At 65.6% G+C, this 21129-nt stretch carries 20 protein-coding genes and 1 riboswitch; of the genes, 12 read left to right on the top strand and 8 right to left on the bottom strand.

All coding sequences use genetic code 11. The features are described from left to right. Positions 1-15: 15 nt before the first annotated feature. Together ABKS89_RS11360 and ABKS89_RS11355 are read left to right on the top strand one after the other, a co-directional pair. The gene (locus ABKS89_RS11360; RefSeq protein WP_138216296.1) at positions 16-258 is read left to right on the top strand and encodes a DUF1272 domain-containing protein; all 243 of its coding nucleotides are present in this window, start codon (positions 16-18) and stop codon (positions 256-258) included. A 9-nt stretch (positions 259-267) separates the two neighbouring features. Beyond that, entirely contained in the window at positions 268-1437 is a 1170-nt protein-coding gene (locus tag ABKS89_RS11355; protein WP_348589838.1) for an MFS transporter, read from the top strand. 154 nt (positions 1438-1591) lie between these two features. On the opposite strand, the gene nfuA is transcribed toward ABKS89_RS11355, so the two are convergent. Together nfuA and ABKS89_RS11345 are read right to left on the bottom strand one after the other, a co-directional pair. After that, complete coding sequence (gene nfuA, locus ABKS89_RS11350) at positions 1592-2176, bottom strand: Fe-S biogenesis protein NfuA (protein ID WP_045208304.1); 585 nt, start codon at positions 2174-2176, stop codon at positions 1592-1594. A 152-nt stretch (positions 2177-2328) separates the two neighbouring features. Then, positions 2329-4617, bottom strand: coding sequence for a fatty acid cis/trans isomerase (locus tag ABKS89_RS11345; protein ID WP_138216298.1), 2289 nt, complete (start codon positions 4615-4617; stop codon positions 2329-2331). A 171-nt stretch (positions 4618-4788) separates the two neighbouring features. Here ABKS89_RS11345 and metH point away from each other — a divergent pair, with 171 nt between their 5' ends. The 3 genes from metH (at position 4789) to ABKS89_RS11330 (ending at position 10507) form a co-directional block, all read left to right on the top strand. Then, positions 4789-8481 (top strand): methionine synthase, encoded by a 3693-nt coding sequence (metH, locus tag ABKS89_RS11340; RefSeq protein WP_348589837.1) that lies wholly within the window; start codon positions 4789-4791, stop codon positions 8479-8481. 185 nt (positions 8482-8666) lie between these two features. Then, a complete protein-coding gene (locus tag ABKS89_RS11335) occupies positions 8667-9017 on the top strand; it encodes a 50S ribosome-binding protein YggL (RefSeq protein WP_138216300.1) in 351 nt (116 codons plus the stop codon). A gap of 128 nt (positions 9018-9145) precedes the next feature. Beyond that, on the top strand, positions 9146-10507 hold the full coding sequence (locus ABKS89_RS11330; RefSeq protein ID WP_138216301.1) for an FAD/NAD(P)-binding protein: 1362 nt from the start codon (positions 9146-9148) through the stop codon (positions 10505-10507). Positions 10508-10586: 79 nt separating this feature from the next. Here ABKS89_RS11330 and ABKS89_RS11325 read toward each other — a convergent pair whose 3' ends face one another. From ABKS89_RS11325 to ABKS89_RS11310, 4 genes are all read right to left on the bottom strand, one after another. Continuing rightward, positions 10587-10946: a hypothetical protein gene (locus ABKS89_RS11325; RefSeq protein ID WP_017519512.1), complete on the bottom strand. Its 360-nt coding sequence runs from the start codon at positions 10944-10946 to the stop codon at positions 10587-10589. 71 nt (positions 10947-11017) lie between these two features. Next, positions 11018-11428, bottom strand: coding sequence for a roadblock/LC7 domain-containing protein (locus ABKS89_RS11320; protein ID WP_138216302.1), 411 nt, complete (start codon positions 11426-11428; stop codon positions 11018-11020). A gap of 32 nt (positions 11429-11460) precedes the next feature. After that, positions 11461-11991, bottom strand: coding sequence for a GTP-binding protein (locus tag ABKS89_RS11315; protein ID WP_348589835.1), 531 nt, complete (start codon positions 11989-11991; stop codon positions 11461-11463). Next, positions 11988-12587 (bottom strand): hypothetical protein, encoded by a 600-nt coding sequence (locus ABKS89_RS11310; RefSeq protein WP_348589834.1) that lies wholly within the window; start codon positions 12585-12587, stop codon positions 11988-11990. Before ABKS89_RS11310 ends, ABKS89_RS11315 begins: the two co-directional genes overlap by 4 nt. A 121-nt stretch (positions 12588-12708) precedes the next feature. Beyond that, a riboswitch (cyclic di-GMP riboswitch) is annotated at positions 12709-12796 on the bottom strand. A gap of 231 nt (positions 12797-13027) precedes the next feature. On the opposite strand from ABKS89_RS11310, the gene ABKS89_RS11305 reads away from it, so the two are divergent. The 5 genes from ABKS89_RS11305 (at position 13028) to ABKS89_RS11285 (ending at position 17837) form a co-directional block, all read left to right on the top strand. Next, positions 13028-14353: an MATE family efflux transporter gene (locus ABKS89_RS11305; RefSeq protein ID WP_138216305.1), complete on the top strand. Its 1326-nt coding sequence runs from the start codon at positions 13028-13030 to the stop codon at positions 14351-14353. A 48-nt stretch (positions 14354-14401) separates the two neighbouring features. Next, the gene (locus ABKS89_RS11300) at positions 14402-14617 is read left to right on the top strand and encodes a DUF2970 domain-containing protein (protein ID WP_045208331.1); all 216 of its coding nucleotides are present in this window, start codon (positions 14402-14404) and stop codon (positions 14615-14617) included. A 315-nt stretch (positions 14618-14932) separates the two neighbouring features. Further along, a complete protein-coding gene (locus ABKS89_RS11295; protein WP_348589832.1) occupies positions 14933-15430 on the top strand; it encodes a PaaI family thioesterase in 498 nt (165 codons plus the stop codon). 261 nt (positions 15431-15691) lie between these two features. Beyond that, on the top strand, positions 15692-17350 hold the full coding sequence (locus ABKS89_RS11290; RefSeq protein ID WP_138216307.1) for a nitrite/sulfite reductase: 1659 nt from the start codon (positions 15692-15694) through the stop codon (positions 17348-17350). Then, positions 17334-17837 carry a DUF934 domain-containing protein gene (locus ABKS89_RS11285; protein ID WP_348589831.1) on the top strand — a complete coding sequence of 168 codons (504 nt, stop codon included), beginning with the start codon at positions 17334-17336 and terminating at the stop codon, positions 17835-17837. The genes ABKS89_RS11290 and ABKS89_RS11285 overlap by 17 nt, the downstream gene beginning before the upstream one ends. A gap of 199 nt (positions 17838-18036) precedes the next feature. On the opposite strand, the gene ABKS89_RS11280 is transcribed toward ABKS89_RS11285, so the two are convergent. After that, on the bottom strand, positions 18037-18615 hold the full coding sequence (locus ABKS89_RS11280) for a TetR/AcrR family transcriptional regulator (protein ID WP_348589829.1): 579 nt from the start codon (positions 18613-18615) through the stop codon (positions 18037-18039). 150 nt (positions 18616-18765) lie between these two features. On the opposite strand from ABKS89_RS11280, the gene ABKS89_RS11275 reads away from it, so the two are divergent. Together ABKS89_RS11275 and ABKS89_RS11270 are read left to right on the top strand one after the other, a co-directional pair. Continuing rightward, positions 18766-19203 (top strand): hotdog fold domain-containing protein, encoded by a 438-nt coding sequence (locus ABKS89_RS11275; RefSeq protein WP_138216310.1) that lies wholly within the window; start codon positions 18766-18768, stop codon positions 19201-19203. An 11-nt stretch (positions 19204-19214) separates the two neighbouring features. Continuing rightward, a complete protein-coding gene (locus ABKS89_RS11270) occupies positions 19215-20069 on the top strand; it encodes an alpha/beta hydrolase family protein (protein WP_348589827.1) in 855 nt (284 codons plus the stop codon). Between the two features lie 46 nt (positions 20070-20115). Here ABKS89_RS11270 and ABKS89_RS11265 read toward each other — a convergent pair whose 3' ends face one another. After that, positions 20116-21108 carry a YhdH/YhfP family quinone oxidoreductase gene (locus ABKS89_RS11265; protein ID WP_138216312.1) on the bottom strand — a complete coding sequence of 331 codons (993 nt, stop codon included), beginning with the start codon at positions 21106-21108 and terminating at the stop codon, positions 20116-20118. Positions 21109-21129: the final 21 nt, after the last annotated feature.

The following is a 21129-nucleotide window of genomic DNA, read 5'->3' as shown; positions in this document are numbered from 1 at the left end:
CAAAGGAAGATTGCCATGCTCGAACTCCGCCCCGGCTGCGAGTGCTGCGACCGCGACCTGCCCGGCGACAGCGCCGACGCCCGTATCTGCAGCTTTGAATGCACCTTCTGCACCGACTGCGCCGAGCAGGTGCTGAAAGGCCAATGCCCGAACTGCGGCGGTGAGCTGGTACCGCGTCCGCGCCGTCCGCTGGCGAAGCTGGCGGCCAATCCGGCCTCGACCGAGCGGGTGCTCAAGCCCAACGGCTGCCAGAGCTGAGGACGGAGCATGCTGCTGCGCACCCCGGCAATCCGCCTGCTGTTCACCAGCCAGGCGCTGTACTGGTCCTGCTCGCTGATCGGCATCACCCTCACCTCGCTGGTGGGGGCCCAGCTCGCTCCGCTCAACAGCCTGGCCACGCTGCCGCTGGCGATACTGGTGCTGGGCAATCTGCTGGCGGTGCAGCCGCTGTCGCTGTTCATGCAGCGCCACGGGCGCCGACGCGGCCTGTTGCTGGGCGCGGCCTGCGGCGTGCTCGGCGGCCTGCTCTGCGCGCTGGGTGTGTGGCTGGCGGATTTCCTGCTGTTCTGTCTCGGCGCGCTGCCCATCGGCGCGTACCAGGCGTCGGCGATGTACTACCGCTTTGCCGCACTGGAAGCGGTAGATGAAACCCACAAGGGCCGCGCCACGGCCTATGTGATCGGCGGCGGCGTGCTCGCGGCACTGCTGGCGCCGAGCCTCGCCCTGTGGTCGCGCAATGCCCTGCCTGCGCCTTTCGTGGGTTCCTACTTGGGGATTGCTGCGCTGGCGCTGGTCGCCATCGCGGTGCTCAGCCGCTTGCCGGAGGGTGCGGCGCCCGCGCCGTCCACCGGCGGCTGGAAGGTGATGCGCGAGCTGCTGGCGCGCCCGGCAGTCCGCGCGGCCATGGCCTGCACCGCCGCCGGCCACGGGCTGATGATCCTGATCATGAACGCCACGCCGCTGGCGATGAGCTTCTGCGGGCTGCCGCTGGAGCGCTCGGTGAGCGTGATCCAGTGGCACGTGCTGGGGATGTTCCTGCCCGCCTTCGTCGCCGGTCCGCTGGTGGACAGATTGGGCGGGCGCCGGGTGGCCTGGGTCGGCATGGCGTTGCTGGCGGTGAGCGCGGCGGTGGCCCTGAGCGGGCAGTCGGTGGCGCAGTTTCTGGTCAGCTCGCTGCTGCTGGGCATGGGCTGGAACCTGATGCTGGTGGCGGGCACCACGCTGCTTGCCTTTGGCCATTCACCACAGGAGCGCGGCCATGCGCAGGGCCTGATGGAGCTGGGCAATGGCAGCCTGGCGGCGCTGATGTCCTTCAGTTCCGGTGCGCTGATCACCAGCGTCGGCTGGAGCGCGGTGAACCTGCTGGTATGGCCGGTGCTGCTGGTGGCGCTGGTGATGGTCTGGTCGGGGCGTCGGGAGCTGGCAGTTACACCGTGAAGGCGCCTTGCAGGCGCTGTTCGCGGGCATGGCCCGCTCCTACAGTACATCCGGGCACCAAAACGCCTGGGGCGTTATTCGCCCTACGACGCTGTGGAAGTCCACCAATGAAAAAGGCGACCCGAAGGTCGCCTTTTCGCTGCCAGACGCCGACTCAGTAGTAGGCGTTCTCACGGTTGCTGTGGTCGGTGACGTCACGCACGCCTTTCAGCTCCGGGATGCGCTCGATCAGGGTCTTCTCGACGCCATCCTTCAGGGTCATCTCGACCGCGCCGCAGCCCTGGCAACCACCGCCGAAACGCAGCACGGCGATGTTGTCCTCGACCACGTCCACCAGGCTCACCTGGCCGCCGTGGCTGGCAAGCCCCGGGTTGATCTCGGTCTGCAGGTAGTAGTTGATGCGCTCGGTGATCGGGCTGTCTTCGTTGACCATCGGCACCTTGGCATTGGGCGCCTTGATGGTCAGCTGGCCGCCCATGCGGTCGGTGGCGTAATCGACCACGGCGTCGTCCAGGAACGGCTCGCTGATGGCGTCGATGTAGGCGGTGAAGGCTTTCAGGCCGACCGGGGTGTCTTCCGGCTTCTGCTCGCCCGGCTTGCAGTAGGCGATGCAGGTTTCGGCGTACTGGGTGCCCGGCTGGGTGATGAAGATGCGAATGCCGATGCCGGGGGTGTCCTGCTTGGACAGCAGCTCGGCCAGGTAATCCTGTGCGGCTTCGGTGATGGTAATAGCGCTCATGGCAACTCCTCGCAAACGTGGCGCCAGTTTACGCCATTCGGGGATGAAGGATAAAGCCCTACCGTTTTAGTAGGAATAATTCGCAGCTGGGTGGACAGCAGGTAACTCCCTGCAGGAACGGGCATGGCCCGTTCCTACAAAGAGCGTACCGGTCAGAGGTTCTCGTAGCGGTTCATGTCCAGCACGCCCGCCTCCACCGGCTCGGTTTCGCGCAGGTAGGCGTCCAGGTCGTGGAAGTAGAACCAGAACTGCGGGTGGCTGCGGCGGATACCCCAGCGGTCGGCGACCTTCTCGAAGTCCGGCGCGCTCTTCACCTGCTCCAGCGCGGCGACGAAATCGCTCACCTCGGCGGCCTTCAGGTTGAACATGAAGTTCGGGTAGCTCGACAGCACGCCGGGGTAGATGGTCAGGGTGTCCAGCCCCGGCTGGTAGCGCAGGGATTCGCCCGCGATGAAAGCGACGTTGCTGTGCGCGCGGTTGCGCAGCACGGTGTAGATCTCGCGCTGCCCGTCCGGCAGTTCCACGCGCAGGATGGTCGCCTCGGGGAACTGGTCGATCACCGGCAACCCGGCGGCCGGACGGCTGACCAGTCGGCTGAAGGCCTGCTCGGCGTCCTGCAGCGGCGCCGCCACGGTGTTGCGGTAGCAGGCACCATTCTCACAAAGGTTGATCGGATCGGGCCGCGCATTGAGCGCCACGTAGTTCTTCAGCAACTGCTTGGCGAAGGCCTGCTTGGCGCCCTTTTCCGGCAGGAACAGGCCGGTCGGCTGGTCACTGTCATTGCTGTAGTAGTCGGCCCACATCTTGATTTTCCCGCTGTTCTGGTACCAGTCGTCGAGCAGCTTCTTGCGTGCGCCGACGGGCATCAGGCGGAGGAAGTTCTGCTCGGCGCCGTTGCGGATCAGGTCGAAGTACAACCGCGTCTGCGCCTGGTGGGCGACGTTGCCGAACACATCGAAGTTCACCACCAGCCCGTAGTAGGTGCGCTCCAGCAGCGGGTAGTCGAGCCACCAGATGGTCTGTGGCACGCCGCCGATCAGGCCCTTGCGCACCGAAGCGCTGTCGTACTGGCGGAAGATGCTCAGCACCGCGTTGTCGTTGCCGGCCCAGATATCGGCCCAGGTCGGCGTCGGCGCATCGTCGTAGACGTCCTGGCGCAGCTCTTCGTACTGGTTGCGCTTGTCGCGGTAGGAGCGCCACTGGGACAGCATCGCGCCCACGTCATCGATCTGCCCCGGCAGCGCCAGCAGCGGCGAGGCCTGGTGCTGGAATTTCGGGTCGGTGACATAGAGATCGTGATCCGGGTCCTGGAACAGCGCCCAGAAGTTATCGCGGATCACGTCGGTGGCGATCTGCCCGCGGCATACCGGTCCGCGGATGAAGGTGCGGACGAAGTACTCGGCGTTATCCAGCATGAACTGGTAGCGCGCCCGCGCCGGGATCGCCTCGAAGGTCACGAAGGGATTGGCGCGGTGCTGCAGGCCATAGCCTGGCACCTTGTCGGTGTTCCAGTCGCTGCCGTAGAACAGCTCCTGGTTGCGCTTGAGGCGTGCCTCGTTGAGCGGATAGGTGATGTGCGTCTTGTGTACGATCACGCCCTGGATGGGCCACAGGCGGTAGTAGAAGGTGTTGCCCGGATCGTCGTTGGGCCGGCGCGTGGCGATGGGGTCGATGGGCTGGCCGCTGGGCGTGCGCGAACGCACCAGCTGGAAGAAATGCCCCGGCTCGCCGCGTTCGGTGAAGTACAGGTGGGCGAGGAACAGGTGCTCGTAGATCCAGCGCTGCACCAGGCTCTGGCGCGCGCCGGGCTGGTTGAGGAAGGCTTCCCAGTCGGCGATCTGCGCGGCCTCGCCGGCGCCCGGCTGCCAGGCCTTTTCGTCCACCGGCGCACCCTGGGCCAGCCAGGTCTTGATGGTCGACAGCTGTTTGTCGCTCAGGCCGGTTACGGCGAACGGCATGCCGCTGCGGGGATTCCTGGCGACGAAGTCGTCGATGGAGTCGGGTGTCGGGCACTGGTTGGTGCGGTTGATCGACAGGTCCAGCCCTTCGGGAATCTTCGCGTTGGGCACCAGCGGATGCTCGTGTCCGAGGTCGATCATCCGCGCCATCAACGCCGCCTGGCTGCCGCGGCCGTCGAGCACCGACCAGAAGTCCTTGCGCCGCCAGGCGTCTGCGCCCTGGGCGTCGAGGAACAGCCGCGTCGGGTCCTGCGCCTTGCTGCGCCCACCGTCGTAGACCGGCAGTTTGTTCGCCCCGCGCTGCGCGCCCTCGGCGGCCGTCAGGTTGAGCTGGCACGGTGAGTCGTAGCAGGCGTGGCAGGCCACGCATTTCTCGGTGAAGATCGGCTGGATGTCCTTGGTGTAGGACAGCCCTCCCGCCAGGGCCTGCGCCGAAAACGCAAGGGATGCGATAAGCAACGTGAATCGGGCTCGCAGGGACATGAAGGACTCCGGACATCAGAATGGAGCGGATTCTAGCGGGAGTACCGGCGCAATGCGCTCCAACCAAAGGCGGAACATGAGGAATCTTCATGTAAAACCGCGCCCGGTCAAATTTCCTGCAGCTTTGATATCATCAGCGACCTTTCGTCACGCCTTTTTCCGAGAATTCCAATGATCGACCGTGCCGCACGCCTGCAAGCCCTCCAGCAAGCCCTCAAGGAGCGCATCCTGATCCTCGATGGCGGCATGGGCACCATGATCCAGAGCTACAAGCTGCAGGAAGAGGACTACCGTGGCGCGCGCTTCGCCGACTGGCCGAGCGACGTGAAGGGCAACAACGACCTGCTGCTGCTCAGCCGCCCGGACGTCATCCAGGCCATCGAGAAGGCTTACCTCGACGCCGGCGCCGACATCCTCGAGACCAACACCTTCAACGCCACCCGCGTGTCCCAGGCCGACTACGACATGCAGGAGCTGGCCTACGAGATGAACGTCGAGGGCGCGCGCCTGGCCCGTGAAGTGGCCGACGCCAAGACCGCCGAAACCCCGGACCGCCCGCGCTTCGTCGCCGGCGTCCTCGGCCCGACCAGCCGCACCTGCTCGATCTCCCCGGACGTCAACGACCCCGGTTTCCGCAACGTCACCTTCGACGAACTGGTGGAGAACTACAGCGAATCGACCCGCGGCCTGATCGAGGGCGGCGCGGACCTGATCCTGATCGAGACCATCTTCGACACCCTCAACGCCAAGGCGGCGATCTTCGCCGTGCAGGGCGTCTATGAAGAACTGGGCGTCGAGCTGCCGATCATGATCTCCGGCACCATCACCGACGCCTCCGGCCGCACCCTGTCGGGCCAGACCACCGAAGCCTTCTGGAACTCGGTGAGCCACGCCAACCCGATCTCCGTCGGCCTGAACTGCGCCCTCGGCGCGAAAGAGCTGCGCCCCTACCTGGAAGAGCTGTCGACCAAGGCCGCGACCCACGTCTCCGCGCACCCCAACGCCGGCCTGCCCAACGCCTTCGGCGAATACGACGAGACCCCCGCGGAAATGGCCGTGGTCGTGGAAGAGTTCGCCGCGTCGGGCTTTCTCAACATCATCGGCGGTTGCTGCGGCACCACGCCGGGGCACATCGAAGCCATCGCCAAGGCCGTGGCCAAGTACGCCCCGCGCGCGATTCCGGAAATCCCCCGCGCCTGCCGCCTGTCCGGCCTTGAGCCCTTCACCATCGACCGCAACTCGCTGTTCGTGAACGTCGGCGAGCGCACCAACATCACCGGCTCGGCCAAGTTCGCCCGGCTGATCCGCGAGGAGAACTACGCCGAAGCGCTGGAAGTGGCGCAGCAGCAGGTGGAAGCCGGTGCCCAGGTGATCGACATCAACATGGACGAGGGCATGCTGGACTCGAAGGCCGCCATGGTTCGATTCCTCAACCTGATCGCCTCCGAGCCGGATATCTCCCGCGTGCCGATCATGATCGACTCCTCCAAGTGGGAAGTGATCGAGGCAGGCCTGAAGTGCATCCAGGGCAAGGGCATCGTCAACTCCATCTCCATGAAGGAAGGCGTCGAGCAGTTCAAGCACCACGCCCGCCTGTGCAAGCGTTATGGCGCTGCGGTGGTGGTGATGGCCTTCGACGAAGCCGGCCAGGCCGACACCCAGGCGCGCAAGGAAGAAATCTGCCAGCGTTCCTACGACATCCTGGTCAACGAAGTGGGCTTCCCGCCGGAAGACATCATCTTCGACCCGAACATCTTCGCGGTCGCCACCGGCATCGAGGAACACAACAACTACGCGGTCGACTTCATCGAGGCCTGCGCCTACATCCGCGACAACCTCCCCTACGCCCTGACTTCGGGCGGGGTGTCCAACGTGTCCTTCTCGTTCCGTGGCAACAACCCGGTGCGCGAGGCGATCCACTCGGTGTTCCTCTACTACGCCATCCAGAACGGCCTGACCATGGGCATCGTCAACGCCGGCCAGCTGGAGATCTACGACGAGATCCCGCAGGAACTGCGCGACAAGGTCGAGGACGTGGTGCTCAACCGCAGCCCGGACGCCACCGAGGCGCTGCTGGCCATCGCCGACAATTACAAGGGCGGCGGCGCAGTCAAGGAAGTGGAAGACGAAGAGTGGCGCAGCCACAGCGTCGAGAAGCGCCTGGAGCACGCACTGGTCAAGGGCATCACCACCTTCATCGTCGAGGACACCGAGGAGTGCCGGCAGAAGTGCGCGCGCCCCATCGAGGTCATCGAAGGCCCGCTGATGAACGGCATGAACGTGGTCGGCGACCTGTTCGGCGCCGGCAAGATGTTCCTCCCGCAGGTGGTGAAGTCCGCCCGCGTGATGAAGCAGGCGGTGGCCCACCTGATCCCCTTCATCGAAGCCGAGAAAGGCGACAAGCCCGAGGCCAAGGGCAAGATCCTCATGGCCACGGTGAAGGGCGACGTGCACGACATCGGCAAGAATATCGTCGGCGTGGTGCTGGGCTGCAACGGCTACGACATCGTCGACCTGGGCGTGATGGTCCCGGCCGAGAAGATCCTGCAGACCGCCCGCGAACAGAAGTGCGACATCATCGGCCTGTCCGGCCTGATCACCCCGTCGCTGGACGAGATGGTCCACGTCGCCAAGGAAATGCAGCGGCAGAACTTCAGCCTGCCGCTGCTGATCGGCGGCGCCACCACCTCCAAGGCGCACACTGCGGTGAAGATCGACCCGCAGTACAGCAACGACGCCGTGGTCTACGTCACCGACGCCTCCCGCGCGGTGGGCGTGGCGACCACCCTGCTGTCCAAGGAAATGAAGCCCGAGTACACCCGCAAGCTGCGCGAGGAGTACGCGGAGGTTCGCGAGCGCACCGCCAACCGTAGCGCGCGTACCGAACGCCTGAGCTACGAGCAGGCCATCGCCGCCAAGCCGAAGTTCGACTGGGCCGGCTACCAGCCGCCGGTGCCGAGCTTCACCGGCGTGAAGGTGCTGGACGACATCGACCTCAATGTGCTGGCCGAATACATCGACTGGACACCGTTCTTCATCTCCTGGGACCTGGCCGGCAAGTACCCGCGCATCCTCACCGACGAAGTCGTGGGCGAAGCGGCGACCAGCCTGTTCAACGACGCCCAGGCGATGCTGAAGAAGCTGATCGGCGAGAAGCTCATTCGCGCCAAGGCAGTCTTCGGCTTCTGGCCGGCCAACCAGGTGCACCACGACGACCTGGAAGTCTACGGTGACGACGGCCACAAGCTGGCTACCCTGCACCACCTGCGCCAGCAGACCATCAAGCCCGACGGCAAGCCCAACTTCAGCCTGGCCGACTTCGTCGCGCCGAAGGACAGCGGCGTGAAGGACTACGTCGGCGGCTTCATCACCACCGCCGGCATCGGCGCCGAGGAAGTGGCCAAGGTCTACGAGGCCAAGGGCGACGACTACAACGCGATCATGGTCAAGGCCCTGGCCGACCGCCTCGCCGAAGCCTGCGCCGAATGGCTGCACCAGTGTGTGCGCAAGGACTACTGGGGCTACCAGCCCGAAGAGCACCTGGACAACGAGGCACTGATCAAGGAGCAGTACGTCGGCATTCGCCCGGCGCCCGGCTACCCGGCCTGCCCGGACCATACCGAGAAAGGCACGCTGTTCAAGCTGCTCGACCCGAAAGGACTGTCCGGCGTAACCCTGACCGAGCACTACGCCATGTTCCCCGCCGCCGCCGTCAGCGGCTGGTACTTCGCCCACCCGCAGGCGCAGTACTTCGCCGTAGGCAAGGTCGACAAGGACCAGATCGAACGCTACAGCGCACGCAAGGACCAGGAAATCACCACCAGCGAACGCTGGCTGTCGCCGAACCTGGGGTACGACAACTAAGCAGCCCATGTCGCGACCGGGCCCGCCCGGCGCGACATGTTCGTCAGGGCTTTCCGCTGCCCGGGCAAAACCTTCGCTGCACTTGCGCCGCAGATGCGGGATAATCCCGCCATCCTGGGCACCCCCGGGCCACAACGGACCGAAGCCGGCCACCCGCCAGGCTTCCGCTGACGAGAGCAATGCGAATGAAATACCTCACCCCCGAACAGATGGCCAAACCGCGCAAGCGCCGCCTGCTGAAGAAACTGCGCCTGGCCGAGTTCCAGGAATTCGGCTTCAGCCTGGAAGTGAACTACAGCGGCGACCTGGATGACGTGCTCGACCAGTGGATCGCCTTCGTCGAGTCCGAGGGCTGGGTCTTCGTCGGCGGCGCCACCGAAGACGGCGAGTTCACCGGCTACCTGTGCCTGAACGCTGTCGGCAGCCTGACCGAAGCCGACCGTGAAACCACCCGCCTGTGGCTGGAAAAACAGTCCTGGGCCAAGTCCTTCGAGCTGGGCGACCTGAGCGACTGCTGGCACGGTCTGTTCGAGTAAACCTCCGACTCTATCCGGCGCAGGCCATCGGCCGGCGCCGGACGGAATCGACAGCGTCGATTCGCCCTTGTTGTCAGCACGCCCCGCCTCTGCGACCCTGCCCCGGTTTGCAACAAGGAAGGGTTTGCATGGAACACATCGCCATCATTGGTAGCGGCTTCTGCGGCACGGCGCTGGCCATCCATCTGCTACGCAATGCCACAGGACCGTTGCGCCTCAGCCTGATCAATCGTTCCGGGCGTCTTGCCCGTGGTCTGGCTTACGGCACCCGCTCCGCCAGCCACATCCTCAATGTGCCGGCCGAGCGCATGAGTCTTTTCCCTGACCAGCCCTCAGACTTTCTCGAGTTCGCCCGCAAGCAGATGCCCGAGGCGAAACCGGGCGACTTCCTCCCCCGCCGCTTCTACGGTGACTACCTGCAGGACCGCCTCGGCCACGCTATCGCCGAAGCCGCACCTGGTGTGCGCTTCAGCAGCCTCTGCCAGCAGGTGCTGGAGCTGACCGAGCAGGGCGATCACCTGCGTCTGCTGCTCGATGACGGCCAGCCGCTGGAGTCCCGGAAGGTGATCATCGCCACCGGCAATTTCGCCCCCGCCACACCAGGCCCGCTCAGGGCGCTTGAAGACGCCCCGCAGTATCTTCGCGACCCCTGGACGCCGGGCGCCCTGGAGAGCATTCCGGCCGACGCCAACGTCCTGCTGCTGGGTAGCGGCCTGACCATGTACGACATGGCGCTGGCCCTGCAGGACCAGGGGCATCGAGGACCGCTGCTGGCCCTGTCGCGCCGCGCCTTGCTGCCCCAGGCGCACCGGGACAACGCCAGCCATCCTGTCCTGCCGGAACTGCCGGCGGCCTTTCTCGGGGACATGGGCCTGAACGAGCGACTGCGCCGCTTGCGCCAACTGATCCACCAGGCCGCCGAGGAGGGTCACGACTGGCGAGACGTGATCGCCGCGCTGCGCCCGGTCACACCGCAACTCTGGCAGGCACTGAGTGACCGCGAACGCAGCCGCTTCCTGCGTCATCTGCAAACCTACTGGGATGTCCATCGGCATCGCGCCGCGCCGCCGGTGGCCAAGCGCATCAGCGACCTGCGCGACAGCGGCCAGTTGCGTGTACAGGCCGGCAGGGTGTTGGCGGCCAGGGCATCGGAGAGCGGCATCGACCTGGAGATTCGCCATCGCGGCGCGAAACAGTCGCAACGCGAACACTTCGATTACCTGATCAATTGCACAGGCCCCTGCACCAACCTGCGCACCGTGAACGAACCACTGCTCAGCGGCCTGCTGGATCACGGCGTGATCCGCCAGGACAGGCAGGGCCTGGGACTAGCGACCGATGAAGGATTCCGTCTGCTGGACGCCAGCGGCAAGGCCAACCCGAATCTCTACCTGCTCAGCCCCATGCTCCGCGCCAGCCACTGGGAAGCTACTGCCGTGCCGGAACTGCGTGGGCACGCCGCACGCCTGGCCGAACTGCTGCTGGCCTGAAACGAAGCTGGCCCGCAAGGGGCCAGCCCAGTACCAACGATGAGGGCGGGCCTCCCCGCCCGCCCTTGTTCGCAAGGCCTCAGATCGCCACCTGCGCCTCCACCTCCTGCAGTTTGCGCCGGGCCAGTGCGAGGTTGGCTTTCACCTTGTCCAGCACGTAGTACATGAACACGCCTTCGTGCTTCGCCATGGGGCGAATGATGTGGTACTGGCGGCCCAGGGTGATGAGGATGTCCTCGATCACGTCGTTGAGCGCCAGCGACTTCATGGTCTTGAGCTTGGCGCGGACCACTTCGGTGTTGCCCGCCGCCGCCAGTTCCAGGTCCACGCCGCCACCCGCCTGCCCGAGCAGCATGCCGCTCTTGGCATCCACCACGGCGGACGCCAGGGCACCATCCAGGTTCAGCAGTTCGTCCAGCGATTGTTGCAGTGCTGCCATAGCGATTACTCCTTGAGTGCGCGTCCTGTTGTAGGGGCCCCGCAGCCGCGCGCGCCGCGAAGCCTTTTGTCTCAGCCGGCCAGCGACAGATCCGCGAGTCGTGTTGCCGTGCGTTTTGCCTGGTAGAGCACCTGGCCGAGCATCTCCTCGCGGTCGGCGACCAGGTTGAGGATCATCGGGTGGCTCGGGTGCGGGATGTCGACGATGACGATGTAGCCTTCGCTCGCCTCGACTATCACGTTCTGGTGCGGGCCGACTTCGCTCTCCTGGCCGACCATCGCGCCGAGGGCGGAGATCGAGCAGGCCATCGCCGCCAGCTTGGAGACCTCCAGCCCCTTGCCGGCGCGGGAGGCCACTTCGAAACCATCGGTGGTGGCAATCACCGCCGCACTCAGCCGGCCCAGGCTGGCGCCCAGTTCGTCCAGCGCCAGCTCGGCGTCGTGGCGCAATCTTTCCGGCAGGCTCATCAGGGCATGTTCCATGGTCGACTCCAGTCGGTGGCGAACGTCAGGCCTCAGGCCGCCGTGCATTCCAGTTGCAGCAGGAGCAGGTCGAGCAGCAGCCGCACCTCCTCCGCTTCGCGTACGTCCACCTCGATCACCGGGAAGCTGTATCCGGCCTGCGCCAGGGCGGCGGCGTAGTCATCCAGGCCGGGATGGGGATTGCCGGGCAGGCGGCCGACTCCGATCACGCAGGGCGCGCGGCCGATGCAATCGGCGAAACCATCGAGGTAGACGCGCAGGTCGCCCAGCGGGTCGGGCCGCGAGTTGTCGATCAGGATCACCAGCCCGAGCGCACCGCGGGCGAGGATTCCCCACATGAAGGCGAAGCGTGCCTGGCCGGGGGTGCCGTACAGGCGCAGGCGCTCGTCCGGACCGAGGACCACTTCGCCGTAGTCCAGGCCGACGGTCGTGCGCGCCTTGTCCAGGCAGGGGTCGTTGTTCTGCACATCGGTGCTGACCGGCTCGATATCGCTGATTGCGGCGATGGCAGTGGTCTTGCCGGCGCCCATGGTGCCGGTGAAGAGGATCTTGTACTCCCTCATCGGCTGGCCTCCGCAGCGCCGCCCAGACCGAGATGGCGACGGATGCGCGCCAGCAGGCCGATCGGCGCCGCGGTTTGCTGCGCGGATGCAGCCGGCAAGGCCTCAACGTCCTGCAGCATCTGCTGGGCGGCCATCAGGCGGACGAAGCTTTCCGCCACCTGGCGCGGCACGCCCGAGCGCTCGCACAACTCATCGAGGCTCATGGCCCGTGCGCAGAGCAGCGTGGCCAATCGTACGTAGCGATGATCGCCCTTGAGCAAGGAGGCCGCTGGCCAGTGCTTCAGGCGCAGCGCTTCGCCGGGAATCTCCACGGGCCGGTGACCGATGGCGCGGGCAGCGCGCTCGAGGCAGTCGAAGACTTCGCTGGCGCGCAGCGGCCAGTGCACCCAGAAAGGCTCGCCCTCGGCGGTGCGCAACTGCACGCGCGGCTCGCCCTCCTCGCCCTCGACCAGCAGGTCGGCCGGGCCTTCGACGTACGCCCAGTTCGCCAGCGTACGCCCGCTGAGCAGGCCGACGATGGATTTGAAAACCACCTGATCCCGCAACGCCATCCGGGCGAACCCGTAGGTGTATTGAACCTGATACGGCTGATTCATCGGCGCGCTCCCTTGGGCCAACAAACACCATCAACCTGCACGGGTTGATCAGGAGGCTCACCGGGACGTTGGAAGATGCCGAGCGCAAGCTCGCAGAAGGCGCGGACGAACGTCCGGCCTGCTTGGCAACCCCGCGGTCATGGCCCTTCCGGGCTGTAGATCGGTGGCTTTGCGTCCCTGGCTTTCGCACAGGTTTGCCCTGGTCAATTGAGTCTCAGCGTAGTACGCCGATTTCGTTCGCCAAGGCGAAAAAGCGTGACGCACCTCACACAAATATCGGAAATTTCGCCGGAACAACTTCGCAATATTCGTAGGCATATTCCGTTCTAAAAAGGGGGCGGGACGCGCTCCCTTCGGCTAGGATTTCCTACAGCAACGCCCTACCGGCACGGGCCCGCCGGATGTCCAGAACAGGCCGGAGCTTACTGCCCAGAGACGCCATGCTAGAGCGCCAGCGGTTCCAGAATATTCTCAGCCTGGGCTTGCCGATCATCGGCGGAATGCTCAGCCAGAGCCTGCTCAACCTGGTGGATGCGGCCATGGTCGGCCACCTCGGGGAAAAGTCGCTGGCCGGGGTCGGCATCGGCAGCTACGCCAACTTCGTCGCCATTTCCCTGGTGATGGGTCTGGGCGCCGGTGTGCAAGCGCTGGTGGCGCGCCGACGGGGTGAAGGCCGCAGCGATCAGCTGGCCGCGCCGCTGAACTGCGGGCTGCTGGTGGCGCTGGGCCTGTCGCTGCCGATCACGCTGATCTGCCTGTTGTTCGCCGAGCCCATCGTCCGCGCCCTGTCCAACGACCCGGACGTACTCGCCGTCGGCATTCCCTACTTCGAATGGCGCGCCTTGTCGGTGCTCGCCGTCGGCCTCAATTTCTCCTTCCGCGGCTACTGGAACGGCACCCGGCGCTCAGGCATGTACATGCGCACCCTGGTGGTGATGCACCTGGCCAACGCGGCGATCAGCTACAGCCTGATCCACGGCCTGTTCGGCCTGCCCCGGATGGGCGCGGTGGGCAGCGGCCTGGGCACGACCCTGGCGCTGTACCTCGGCTCGCTGATCTACGCCTGGATCACCTGGCGCGACGCCCGCGCCCAGGGCTTCCACCCGCGCCTGCCGAGCGAGCGGGACATCCGCACCCTGCTGCGCCTGTCGCTGCCCAACTCATTGCAGCAGTTCTTCTTCGCCGCCGGCATCACCCTGTTGTTCTGGATCATCGCCCAGGTCGGCACTCGCGAGCTGGCGGTGGCCCACGTGCTGATCAACCTGGCGCTGTTCCTGATCCTGCCCGGCGTCGGCCTGGGCATGGCAGCGACGACGCTGGTCAGCCAGAGCATGGGCGAGCGCGACTTCGACAGCGCGCACCGCTGGGGCTGGGACGTGGTGAAGGTGGCGGCCTGCGGCCTGGCGCTGCTGGGCGCGCCGTTCTGGATTTTCCCCGAAGCCATCCTGCGGCTGTTCGTCAGCGATCCGGCACTGATCGAACTGGGCCGGGTGCCGCTGATGCTCACCGGCATGGGCATGGTGATCGACGCCACCGCGCTGGTGCTGACCCAGGCGTTGCTTGGCGCAGGGGCCGTGCGCACGGTGATGGCGGTCAGCCTGGGCAACCAGTGGCTGTTCTTCCTGCCGCTGGCCTACCTGGTCGGCCCGGTGCTGGGCGGCGGACTGCTGGCGATCTGGAGCATGCAGATACTGCAGCGCGGGCTGGCCTCGGCGATCTTCGCGGTGATGTGGCAGAAACGCCAGTGGACGCAGATCGAACTCTAGCGTTCGCGCCCTCAGGAGCTAGGCTTGCAGGCAAAGGGAGGACCAACGATGGACGAGCAACAGAACAAGCCGCCAAGCTTCTGGCAGATGCTCCACAGCGTGCTGGCCGCGGCCTTCGGCGTACAGAGCGGACGCAACCGCGCGCGCGACTTCACCCACGGCAAGCCCAGTCATTTCATCGCCATGGGCATTCTCTTCACGCTGGTCTTCGTGCTGCTGCTCTACGGGCTGGTGCAGCTGGTGCTGCATTTCGCCGGGCTGTAGGAAAGCCGGCTGGGGGATGAGGTACCGGGCGGGCCGCAGGACGACCCGCCGGCACCGCTGTCACTGGTGGCTGACCCAGAACACGGCGGTCGCTACCACCAGCAGGATCAGGATGAATGCGGCGCGGGCATCGACGACGCTGTCGCTGGTCTTGTTGGACGTTTCTTCGCTCATGCTTCCCCCATCTTCTCGTTATTGGCTGAAGGACCACAGGCAAGAGTTAAGACCAGCCCGGCCCGCTGCTCAAGGCGCCGCCCCTTTCCGCCGCCGCGCAAATGCCGTTAGGCTGCTGGCTCCATAAGAACAAGCGAGTGGATGAAGCACGTGGACTCACTGCAAGACACTGTCGCGCCGGAAGGCGTCTGCTACGGCTGCGGCGGCAGCAACCCGCACGGACTGCACATCAAGAGCCGCTGGCACGAGGACGGCGTCCACGTCGTCGCCGAGCACCTGCCCGAAGCCAAGTATTGCGGCTGGCCTGAACTGGTCTACGGCGGCCTGATCGCCATGCTGGTGGACTGCCACTCGAACTGGACCGCCATGGCCTACCACTACCGCGCCGAAGGCCGCGAGCCGGGCAGCCTGCCGCGCATCGACTGCGTGACCGGCAATCTGGGCATCAAATACATCAAGCCGACGCCCATGGGCGTGCCGCTGACCCTGAAGGCCTATGTAGAAGGTGAAGTCGGACGCAAGAGCCGGATCATCTGCGAGGTCTATGCGGGCGACGTGCTGACCTGCGTCGGCGACTCGATCTTCGTCCGCGTCGACACCTCGCAACTGCGTGACGCCGCCCACGGTCGCGATGCCTGATCGACTCCCGTCGCGCTGCCGTCCATAGCCAGGCGAAGCGGCGCAACGGAGCAACAGACGCCCTGCTTCAAGTCCCCGTCCCGCCTGTGTTTCAGGCCTGGCGCGACTTATACCCGAAAGTTCTCGCCATATACTCAAACATCACTTTTGCGCATATTCCCGAACTGGTATCGTGCGCCCCACTCCGCGTGGAGCGCGTTGCCGTGCGCGCTGGGATACGCAATACGCCCTGAGCGCTATAGCCTGACAGCAGGATGATTCATGTACGTATATGACGAATACGATCAGAGGATCGTAGAAGATCGCGTCAAGCAGTTCCGCGATCAGACCCACCGTTACCTGGCGGGTGAACTGACCGGCGAGGAATTCCGCCCGCTGCGTCTGCAGAATGGCCTGTACATCCAGCGCTACGCGCCCATGCTGCGAGTGGCTGTGCCTTACGGCCTGCTGTCCTCCCGGCAGGTTCGCAAGCTAGCGCAGATCGCCCGCGACTACGACAAGGGCTACGCGCACATCAGCACCCGCCAGAACGTCCAGTACAACTGGCCGGAACTGGAAGACGTGCCGGAAATCCTCGCCGAACTGGCCACCGTGCAGATGCACGCGATCCAGACCAGCGGCAACTGCATCCGCAACACCACCACCGACCAGTTCGCCGGCGTCGCCCGTGACGAACTCGTGGACCCGCGCCCCTGGTGCGAGATCATTCGCCAGTGGTCGACCTTCCACCCCGAATTCGCCCACCTGCCGCGCAAGTTCAAGATCGCCGTCAACGGCGCCGTGAGCGACCGTGCGGCCATCGAGGTGCACGACATCGGCCTGGAAGCGGTGCAGAACGAAGCCGGCGAGCTGGGCTTCCGCGTCTCCGTCGGCGGTGGCCTGGGCCGCACCCCGATCGTCGGCAGCTTCATCAATGAATTCCTGCCCTGGCAGCACCTGCTGTCCTACCTGGACGCCATCCTGCGTGTTTACAACCGCTATGGCCGTCGGGACAACAAGTACAAGGCGCGCATCAAGATCCTGGTCAAGGCGCTGACGCCGGAAGTCTTCGCCCAGAAGGTCGACGCCGAATGGGCGAACCTGAAGGACGGCCCGAGCACCCTGACCGACGCCGAGCTGCAGCGCGTGGCCGCGCACTTCGTCGACCCGGCCTACCAGGCCCTGGAAGACCAGGATGCCGCCCTCGCCCAGCTGGACGCCGAGAACCCCGGCTTCGCCCGCTGGCGCACCCGCAACACCTTCGCCCACAAGAAGCCCGGCTACGTCGCCGTGACCCTGTCGCTCAAGCCCACCGGCGTAGCGCCTGGCGACATCACCGACAAGCAGCTGGACGTGGTCGCCGACCTCGCCGACCGCTACAGCTTCGGCGAAGTGCGCAACAGCCATAACCAGAACATCATCCTCGCCGACGTCGAGCAGGCGCAGCTGTTCACCCTCTGGGGCGAACTGCGCGAGAACGGTTTCGCGACCCCGAACGTGGGCCTGCTGACCGACCTCATCTGCTGCCCGGGCGGCGACTTCTGCTCCCTGGCCAACGCCAAGTCGCTGCCGGTAGCCGAAGCCATCCAGCGTCGCTTCGATGATCTGGACTACCTGTTCGATATCGGCGACCTCGACCTGAACATCTCCGGCTGCATGAACGCCTGCGGTCACCACCACGTGGGCCACATCGGCATCCTCGGCGTGGACAAGAAGGGCGAGGAGTTCTACCAGGTCTCCCTCGGCGGCAGCGCCAGCCGTGAGGCGAGCCTTGCGCAGATCCTCGGCCCGTCGTTCGCCCAGGACCAGATGGCCGACGTGATCGAGAAGATCATCAAGGTCTATGTGGAACAGCGCACCGAAGAGGAACGTTTCCTCGATACCTACCGTCGCATCGGCATCGACCTCTTCAAGGAGCGCGTATATGCAGCGAATCATTAAGAACCGCGAGGTCGTCGACGATCGCTGGCACCTGCTGCCCAAGGACGCGACCCTCGAGACCGTGCCCAACTGCGACGACGTGATCATCCCGCTGAACCTGTGGCTGGAACACGGCCCGGCCCTGCGCGGCCGTGACGGCGGCCTGGGCGTGTGGCTGGACGCGGACGATGAGCCCGAAGCCATCGCCGAAGACTTGGACAAGCTCAAGGTCATCGCCGTGAACTTCCCCGCCTTCACCGATGGCCGCGGCTTCAGCACCGCGCGCCTGCTGCGCGAGCGCTTCGGCTATAAGGGCGAAGTACGCGCCATCGGCGATGTCCTGCGGGACCAGCTGTTCTTCATGCAGAGCTGCGGCTTCGACGCCTACGCCATCCGCGCCGACCGCGATCCGCAAGCGGCGCTGGCTGGCCTGGACGACTTCTCCGAGGTCTACCAGACCTCGGTGACCCAGCCGCAACCGCTGTTCCGTCGCCGTCAGCTCACCTGATTCAGCGACAGCAAAAGGCCCCGCACTGCGGGGCTTTTTCATTTCTGCACGGCGCGTTTCTCGTAGGGCGCATAACGCGCCAGCGTTATCCGCCGCCGGGACAACGGCGGATAACCTGTTCCAGGTTATTCGCCCTACGCTGGCGTGCAGATTTGGGCGTTTTCGTAGGAGTATCCAGGGCGTCGCGGCACGCAAACGCTCAGGCGCGGACACTGTCCCACGCGATCTGCGCCAGCTGCTCGCGGCACTCGATCAGATCCACCCGCGTGCGCCCGGCCAGCCAGTTGCGCGCGTAGTCGTGGGTCGGGCCGATCACCACGGAGTTGAACAGCTCCGCCGACAGCGACTTGAACGCCCCCGCCTTGCGGTGTTCGGCCAGCAGCTCGGCAATACGCCGGCCCTGCTGGCGGTTGGCCTCGCGCAGCTCCTCGCCCATCTCCCCAGCCTCCACGCGCCCGCGGCTGTGCAGGATGAAGCGCGCCCACTGCGGATTGGCCGAGACCCAGTCGATGTAGGAGGTGACGAACAGCTTCACCACCGCCTCGGCACTCTTCGCCTCCTCCAGCCCCGCGTCCAGCAGCGCCGCGTACTGCCCGATACCGGTCAGGTACAGCGCACCGATGATGCGCTCCTTGTTGCCGTAATGGTGATAGAGGCTGCCGATACTGGCGCCGGAGCGGTCACGAATCATCTCGATGGTGGTGGCGTCCACGCCGGATTCGCTGAAGCAGGCCAGCGCGGCCTGGAGGATGTCGTCTTTGCGGGAAGGTCGGGCCATGGGGGTCCTGCTACGGAATCATTCCAGAATTAAATTCTAGAATAATCTTCTAGAATTACTTTCTAATCTTCGTATACTGCCTGGGCGCGCACTTCTCTTCAATGAGAGTTCTTCAATCACAGTTCTCGAATCCCAGCTTGCGGAGCCACCATGAGCCAGATGCTGCAGATGTTCCAACAGGCCGGCCCGGCGCAGTTCAGCGCCATGATCGGCCAGGTCGCCCCCTACTTCTCCACCATCGCTCCGCAGTTCGTCGAGCTGCGCCCAGGCTATGCGGAAGTCACCTTCCCCAAGCGCCGCGAAGTGCTGAACCACATCGGCACCGTGCACGCCATCGCCCTGTGCAACGCCGCAGAGTTGGTGGCCGGGACGATGACCGACGTGTCGATCCCCAAGGGCCGCCGCTGGATTCCCCGCGGCATGACCGTGGAATACCTGGCCAAGGCCGAGGGCGACGTGCGCGCCGTGGCCGATGGCCTGACGATCGACTGGAACCAGGAAGGCGACATCACCGTGCCGGTGCTGGCCTATGTCGGCGACAAGAAGGTCTTCCGCGCCGACATCACCATGTACGTCAGCCAGGCCTGAGGGACGCTGCCATGATCACCCCGCTCCCCCGCCCGCTGGACAACGGCAATGGCCATAACCTCTCCAGCCACTGGTACTACCCGCCCGGCGAAGCTCGCGGAGCGATGCTGATCGTCCCCGCCATGGGCGTCGAACAGCGCTTCTACACCGCCTTCGCCAACTGGCTGGCCGAGCGCGGCTACCTCGCCGTGACTTTCGATTACGTCGGCATGGGCAAGTCCCGCGCCGGCCACCTGCGCGATCTGGACGTCGACGTCGTCGCCTGGGGCAAGCACGATTGCAGCGCGATGCTCGACGCAGTGGTCGAGGCCGCCGGCGAGTTGCCGGTGTACTGGATCGGCCACAGCCTGGGCGGGCAGATCCTGCCCTTCGTGCGTGGCAACGAGCGCATCCTGCGCGCCTTCACCATCGCCACCGGCAGCGGATACTGGCGTGAGAACACCAAGGGACTGCGACACAAGGCCTGGCTGCTCTGGTACTGTCTGGCACCAACCATCACGCCGCTACTGGGCTATTTTCCGGGCAAACGCCTGGGCGTGGTCGGCGACCTGCCGCGCGGAGTGATCGAACAATGGCGGCGCTGGTGCCTGGACCCGGAGTATGCCGTTGGTGCGGAAGGCGGCGCAGTGCGCGAGGCGTATTCATCAGTGCGCACGCCCATCACCTCCATCTCCTTCACCGATGACGAGATGATGTCCGGGCGCAACACCGAGTCGCTGCACGGCTTCTACCGTGGCTCGCCAAAGACCGTGAAGAGAATCGCCCCGGAGGACATCGGCGTGAAACGCATCGGCCACTTCGGATTCTTCCGCAGCCAGTTTGCCGATTCGCTGTGGGCCGACTACCTGCTGCCGGACCTGGGCTGACACCCAGGCCCGGCGCGGGCATCGAGCGGAGATCAGTCGCGGAGTATCAGTCGAGGCTCACCAGCACCCGGCCGACCAGCTTGCCGGCAAGGATCTGGTGAATGGCGGCCGGCAGGTCGTCGAGCTTGACCTCGCGCACCGCCGCTTCGAGGTTGTCGAGCTTCCACTGCAGGGACAGCTTGTCCCACATGGACGCCTTGACCACCAGCGGCAGTTCCACCGAGTCGACGCCCAGCAGGTTCACGCCGCGCAGGATGAAGGGCAGCACGGTGGCCTTGAAGGCGGCGCCGGCGGTCAGGCCGCAGCAGGCGACGCTGCCGCCGTACTGCAGCGACTTGACTACGTTGAACAGGATGTCGCCGCCCACAGTGTCCACCGCGCCGGCCCACTGCTCGCGCAGCAGCGGCTTGTCGACGCCATCGGAGACGGTGGCGCGATCGAGAATCTGCCGTGCGCCGAGGCGGTTCAGCAGCTCGGCCTGCTCCAGCTTGCCGGTGGCGGCGGCCACGGTATAGCCCAGTTGCGCCAGCAGCATCACTGCGATGCTACCCACCCCGCCAGTGGCGCCGGTGACCAGGATCGGGCCGGCGGACGGCGTGACGCCGGCGCGCTCCAGCTTGTCGACGCACAGCGCGGCGGTGAGGCCGGCGGTGCCGAGGATCATCGACTCGCGCAGCGACAGGCCCTGCGGGCGCTTGATCAGCCAGGCCGCAGGCACACGGATGTACTGGCCGAAACCGCCCGGCGTGTTCATGCCCAGGTCGTAGCCGGTGACGATGACTTCGTCGCCGGCGGCGAATTCGCCCACCGAGGACGCTTCCACCACGCCGGCGGCATCGATGCCGGGAGTGTGCGGGTACTTGCGGGTGACGCCACGGTTGCCGCTGGCGGACAGCGCATCCTTGTAGTTCAGCGAGGAATACTTCACCCGCACCAGCACCTCACCCGCCGGCAGATCGGCAACCTGTCGCTCGGCCACCTGCAGGTCATACACGCCATGCGCGCTCTCTGTGACCCACAACGCCTTGAATGCACTCATCTCGACCCTCCTCTTTCGAAT

It is taken from the genome of Pseudomonas sp. LABIM340 (assembly GCF_040017195.2).
In the GTDB taxonomy this organism is placed as follows: Bacteria; Pseudomonadota; Gammaproteobacteria; order Pseudomonadales; family Pseudomonadaceae; genus Pseudomonas.
This window is presented reverse-complemented; position numbering and strand designations above follow the sequence as displayed.

Excerpts from the sequence above, each read along its gene's own strand:
- ABKS89_RS11270 (WP_348589827.1), top strand. The coding sequence starts at position 19,215 with ATGATCACCCCGCTCCCCCGCCCGCTGGACAACGGCAATGGCCATAAC.
- ABKS89_RS11310 (WP_348589834.1), bottom strand. The coding sequence starts at position 12,587 with ATGAATCAGCCGTATCAGGTTCAATACACCTACGGGTTCGCCCGGATG.
- ABKS89_RS11300 (WP_045208331.1), top strand. The coding sequence starts at position 14,402 with ATGGACGAGCAACAGAACAAGCCGCCAAGCTTCTGGCAGATGCTCCAC.
- ABKS89_RS11265 (WP_138216312.1), bottom strand. The coding sequence starts at position 21,108 with ATGAGTGCATTCAAGGCGTTGTGGGTCACAGAGAGCGCGCATGGCGTG.
- ABKS89_RS11285 (WP_348589831.1), top strand. The coding sequence starts at position 17,334 with ATGCAGCGAATCATTAAGAACCGCGAGGTCGTCGACGATCGCTGGCAC.
- ABKS89_RS11295 (WP_348589832.1), top strand. The coding sequence starts at position 14,933 with ATGAAGCACGTGGACTCACTGCAAGACACTGTCGCGCCGGAAGGCGTC.
- ABKS89_RS11345 (WP_138216298.1), bottom strand. The coding sequence starts at position 4,617 with ATGTCCCTGCGAGCCCGATTCACGTTGCTTATCGCATCCCTTGCGTTT.
- ABKS89_RS11305 (WP_138216305.1), top strand. The coding sequence starts at position 13,028 with ATGCTAGAGCGCCAGCGGTTCCAGAATATTCTCAGCCTGGGCTTGCCG.
- nfuA (WP_045208304.1), bottom strand. The coding sequence starts at position 2,176 with ATGAGCGCTATTACCATCACCGAAGCCGCACAGGATTACCTGGCCGAG.
- ABKS89_RS11330 (WP_138216301.1), top strand. The coding sequence starts at position 9,146 with ATGGAACACATCGCCATCATTGGTAGCGGCTTCTGCGGCACGGCGCTG.
- ABKS89_RS11290 (WP_138216307.1), top strand. The coding sequence starts at position 15,692 with ATGTACGTATATGACGAATACGATCAGAGGATCGTAGAAGATCGCGTC.
- ABKS89_RS11320 (WP_138216302.1), bottom strand. The coding sequence starts at position 11,428 with ATGGAACATGCCCTGATGAGCCTGCCGGAAAGATTGCGCCACGACGCC.
- ABKS89_RS11355 (WP_348589838.1), top strand. The coding sequence starts at position 268 with ATGCTGCTGCGCACCCCGGCAATCCGCCTGCTGTTCACCAGCCAGGCG.
- ABKS89_RS11360 (WP_138216296.1), top strand. The coding sequence starts at position 16 with ATGCTCGAACTCCGCCCCGGCTGCGAGTGCTGCGACCGCGACCTGCCC.
- ABKS89_RS11335 (WP_138216300.1), top strand. The coding sequence starts at position 8,667 with ATGAAATACCTCACCCCCGAACAGATGGCCAAACCGCGCAAGCGCCGC.
- ABKS89_RS11325 (WP_017519512.1), bottom strand. The coding sequence starts at position 10,946 with ATGGCAGCACTGCAACAATCGCTGGACGAACTGCTGAACCTGGATGGT.
- ABKS89_RS11280 (WP_348589829.1), bottom strand. The coding sequence starts at position 18,615 with ATGGCCCGACCTTCCCGCAAAGACGACATCCTCCAGGCCGCGCTGGCC.
- ABKS89_RS11275 (WP_138216310.1), top strand. The coding sequence starts at position 18,766 with ATGAGCCAGATGCTGCAGATGTTCCAACAGGCCGGCCCGGCGCAGTTC.
- metH (WP_348589837.1), top strand. The coding sequence starts at position 4,789 with ATGATCGACCGTGCCGCACGCCTGCAAGCCCTCCAGCAAGCCCTCAAG.
- ABKS89_RS11315 (WP_348589835.1), bottom strand. The coding sequence starts at position 11,991 with ATGAGGGAGTACAAGATCCTCTTCACCGGCACCATGGGCGCCGGCAAG.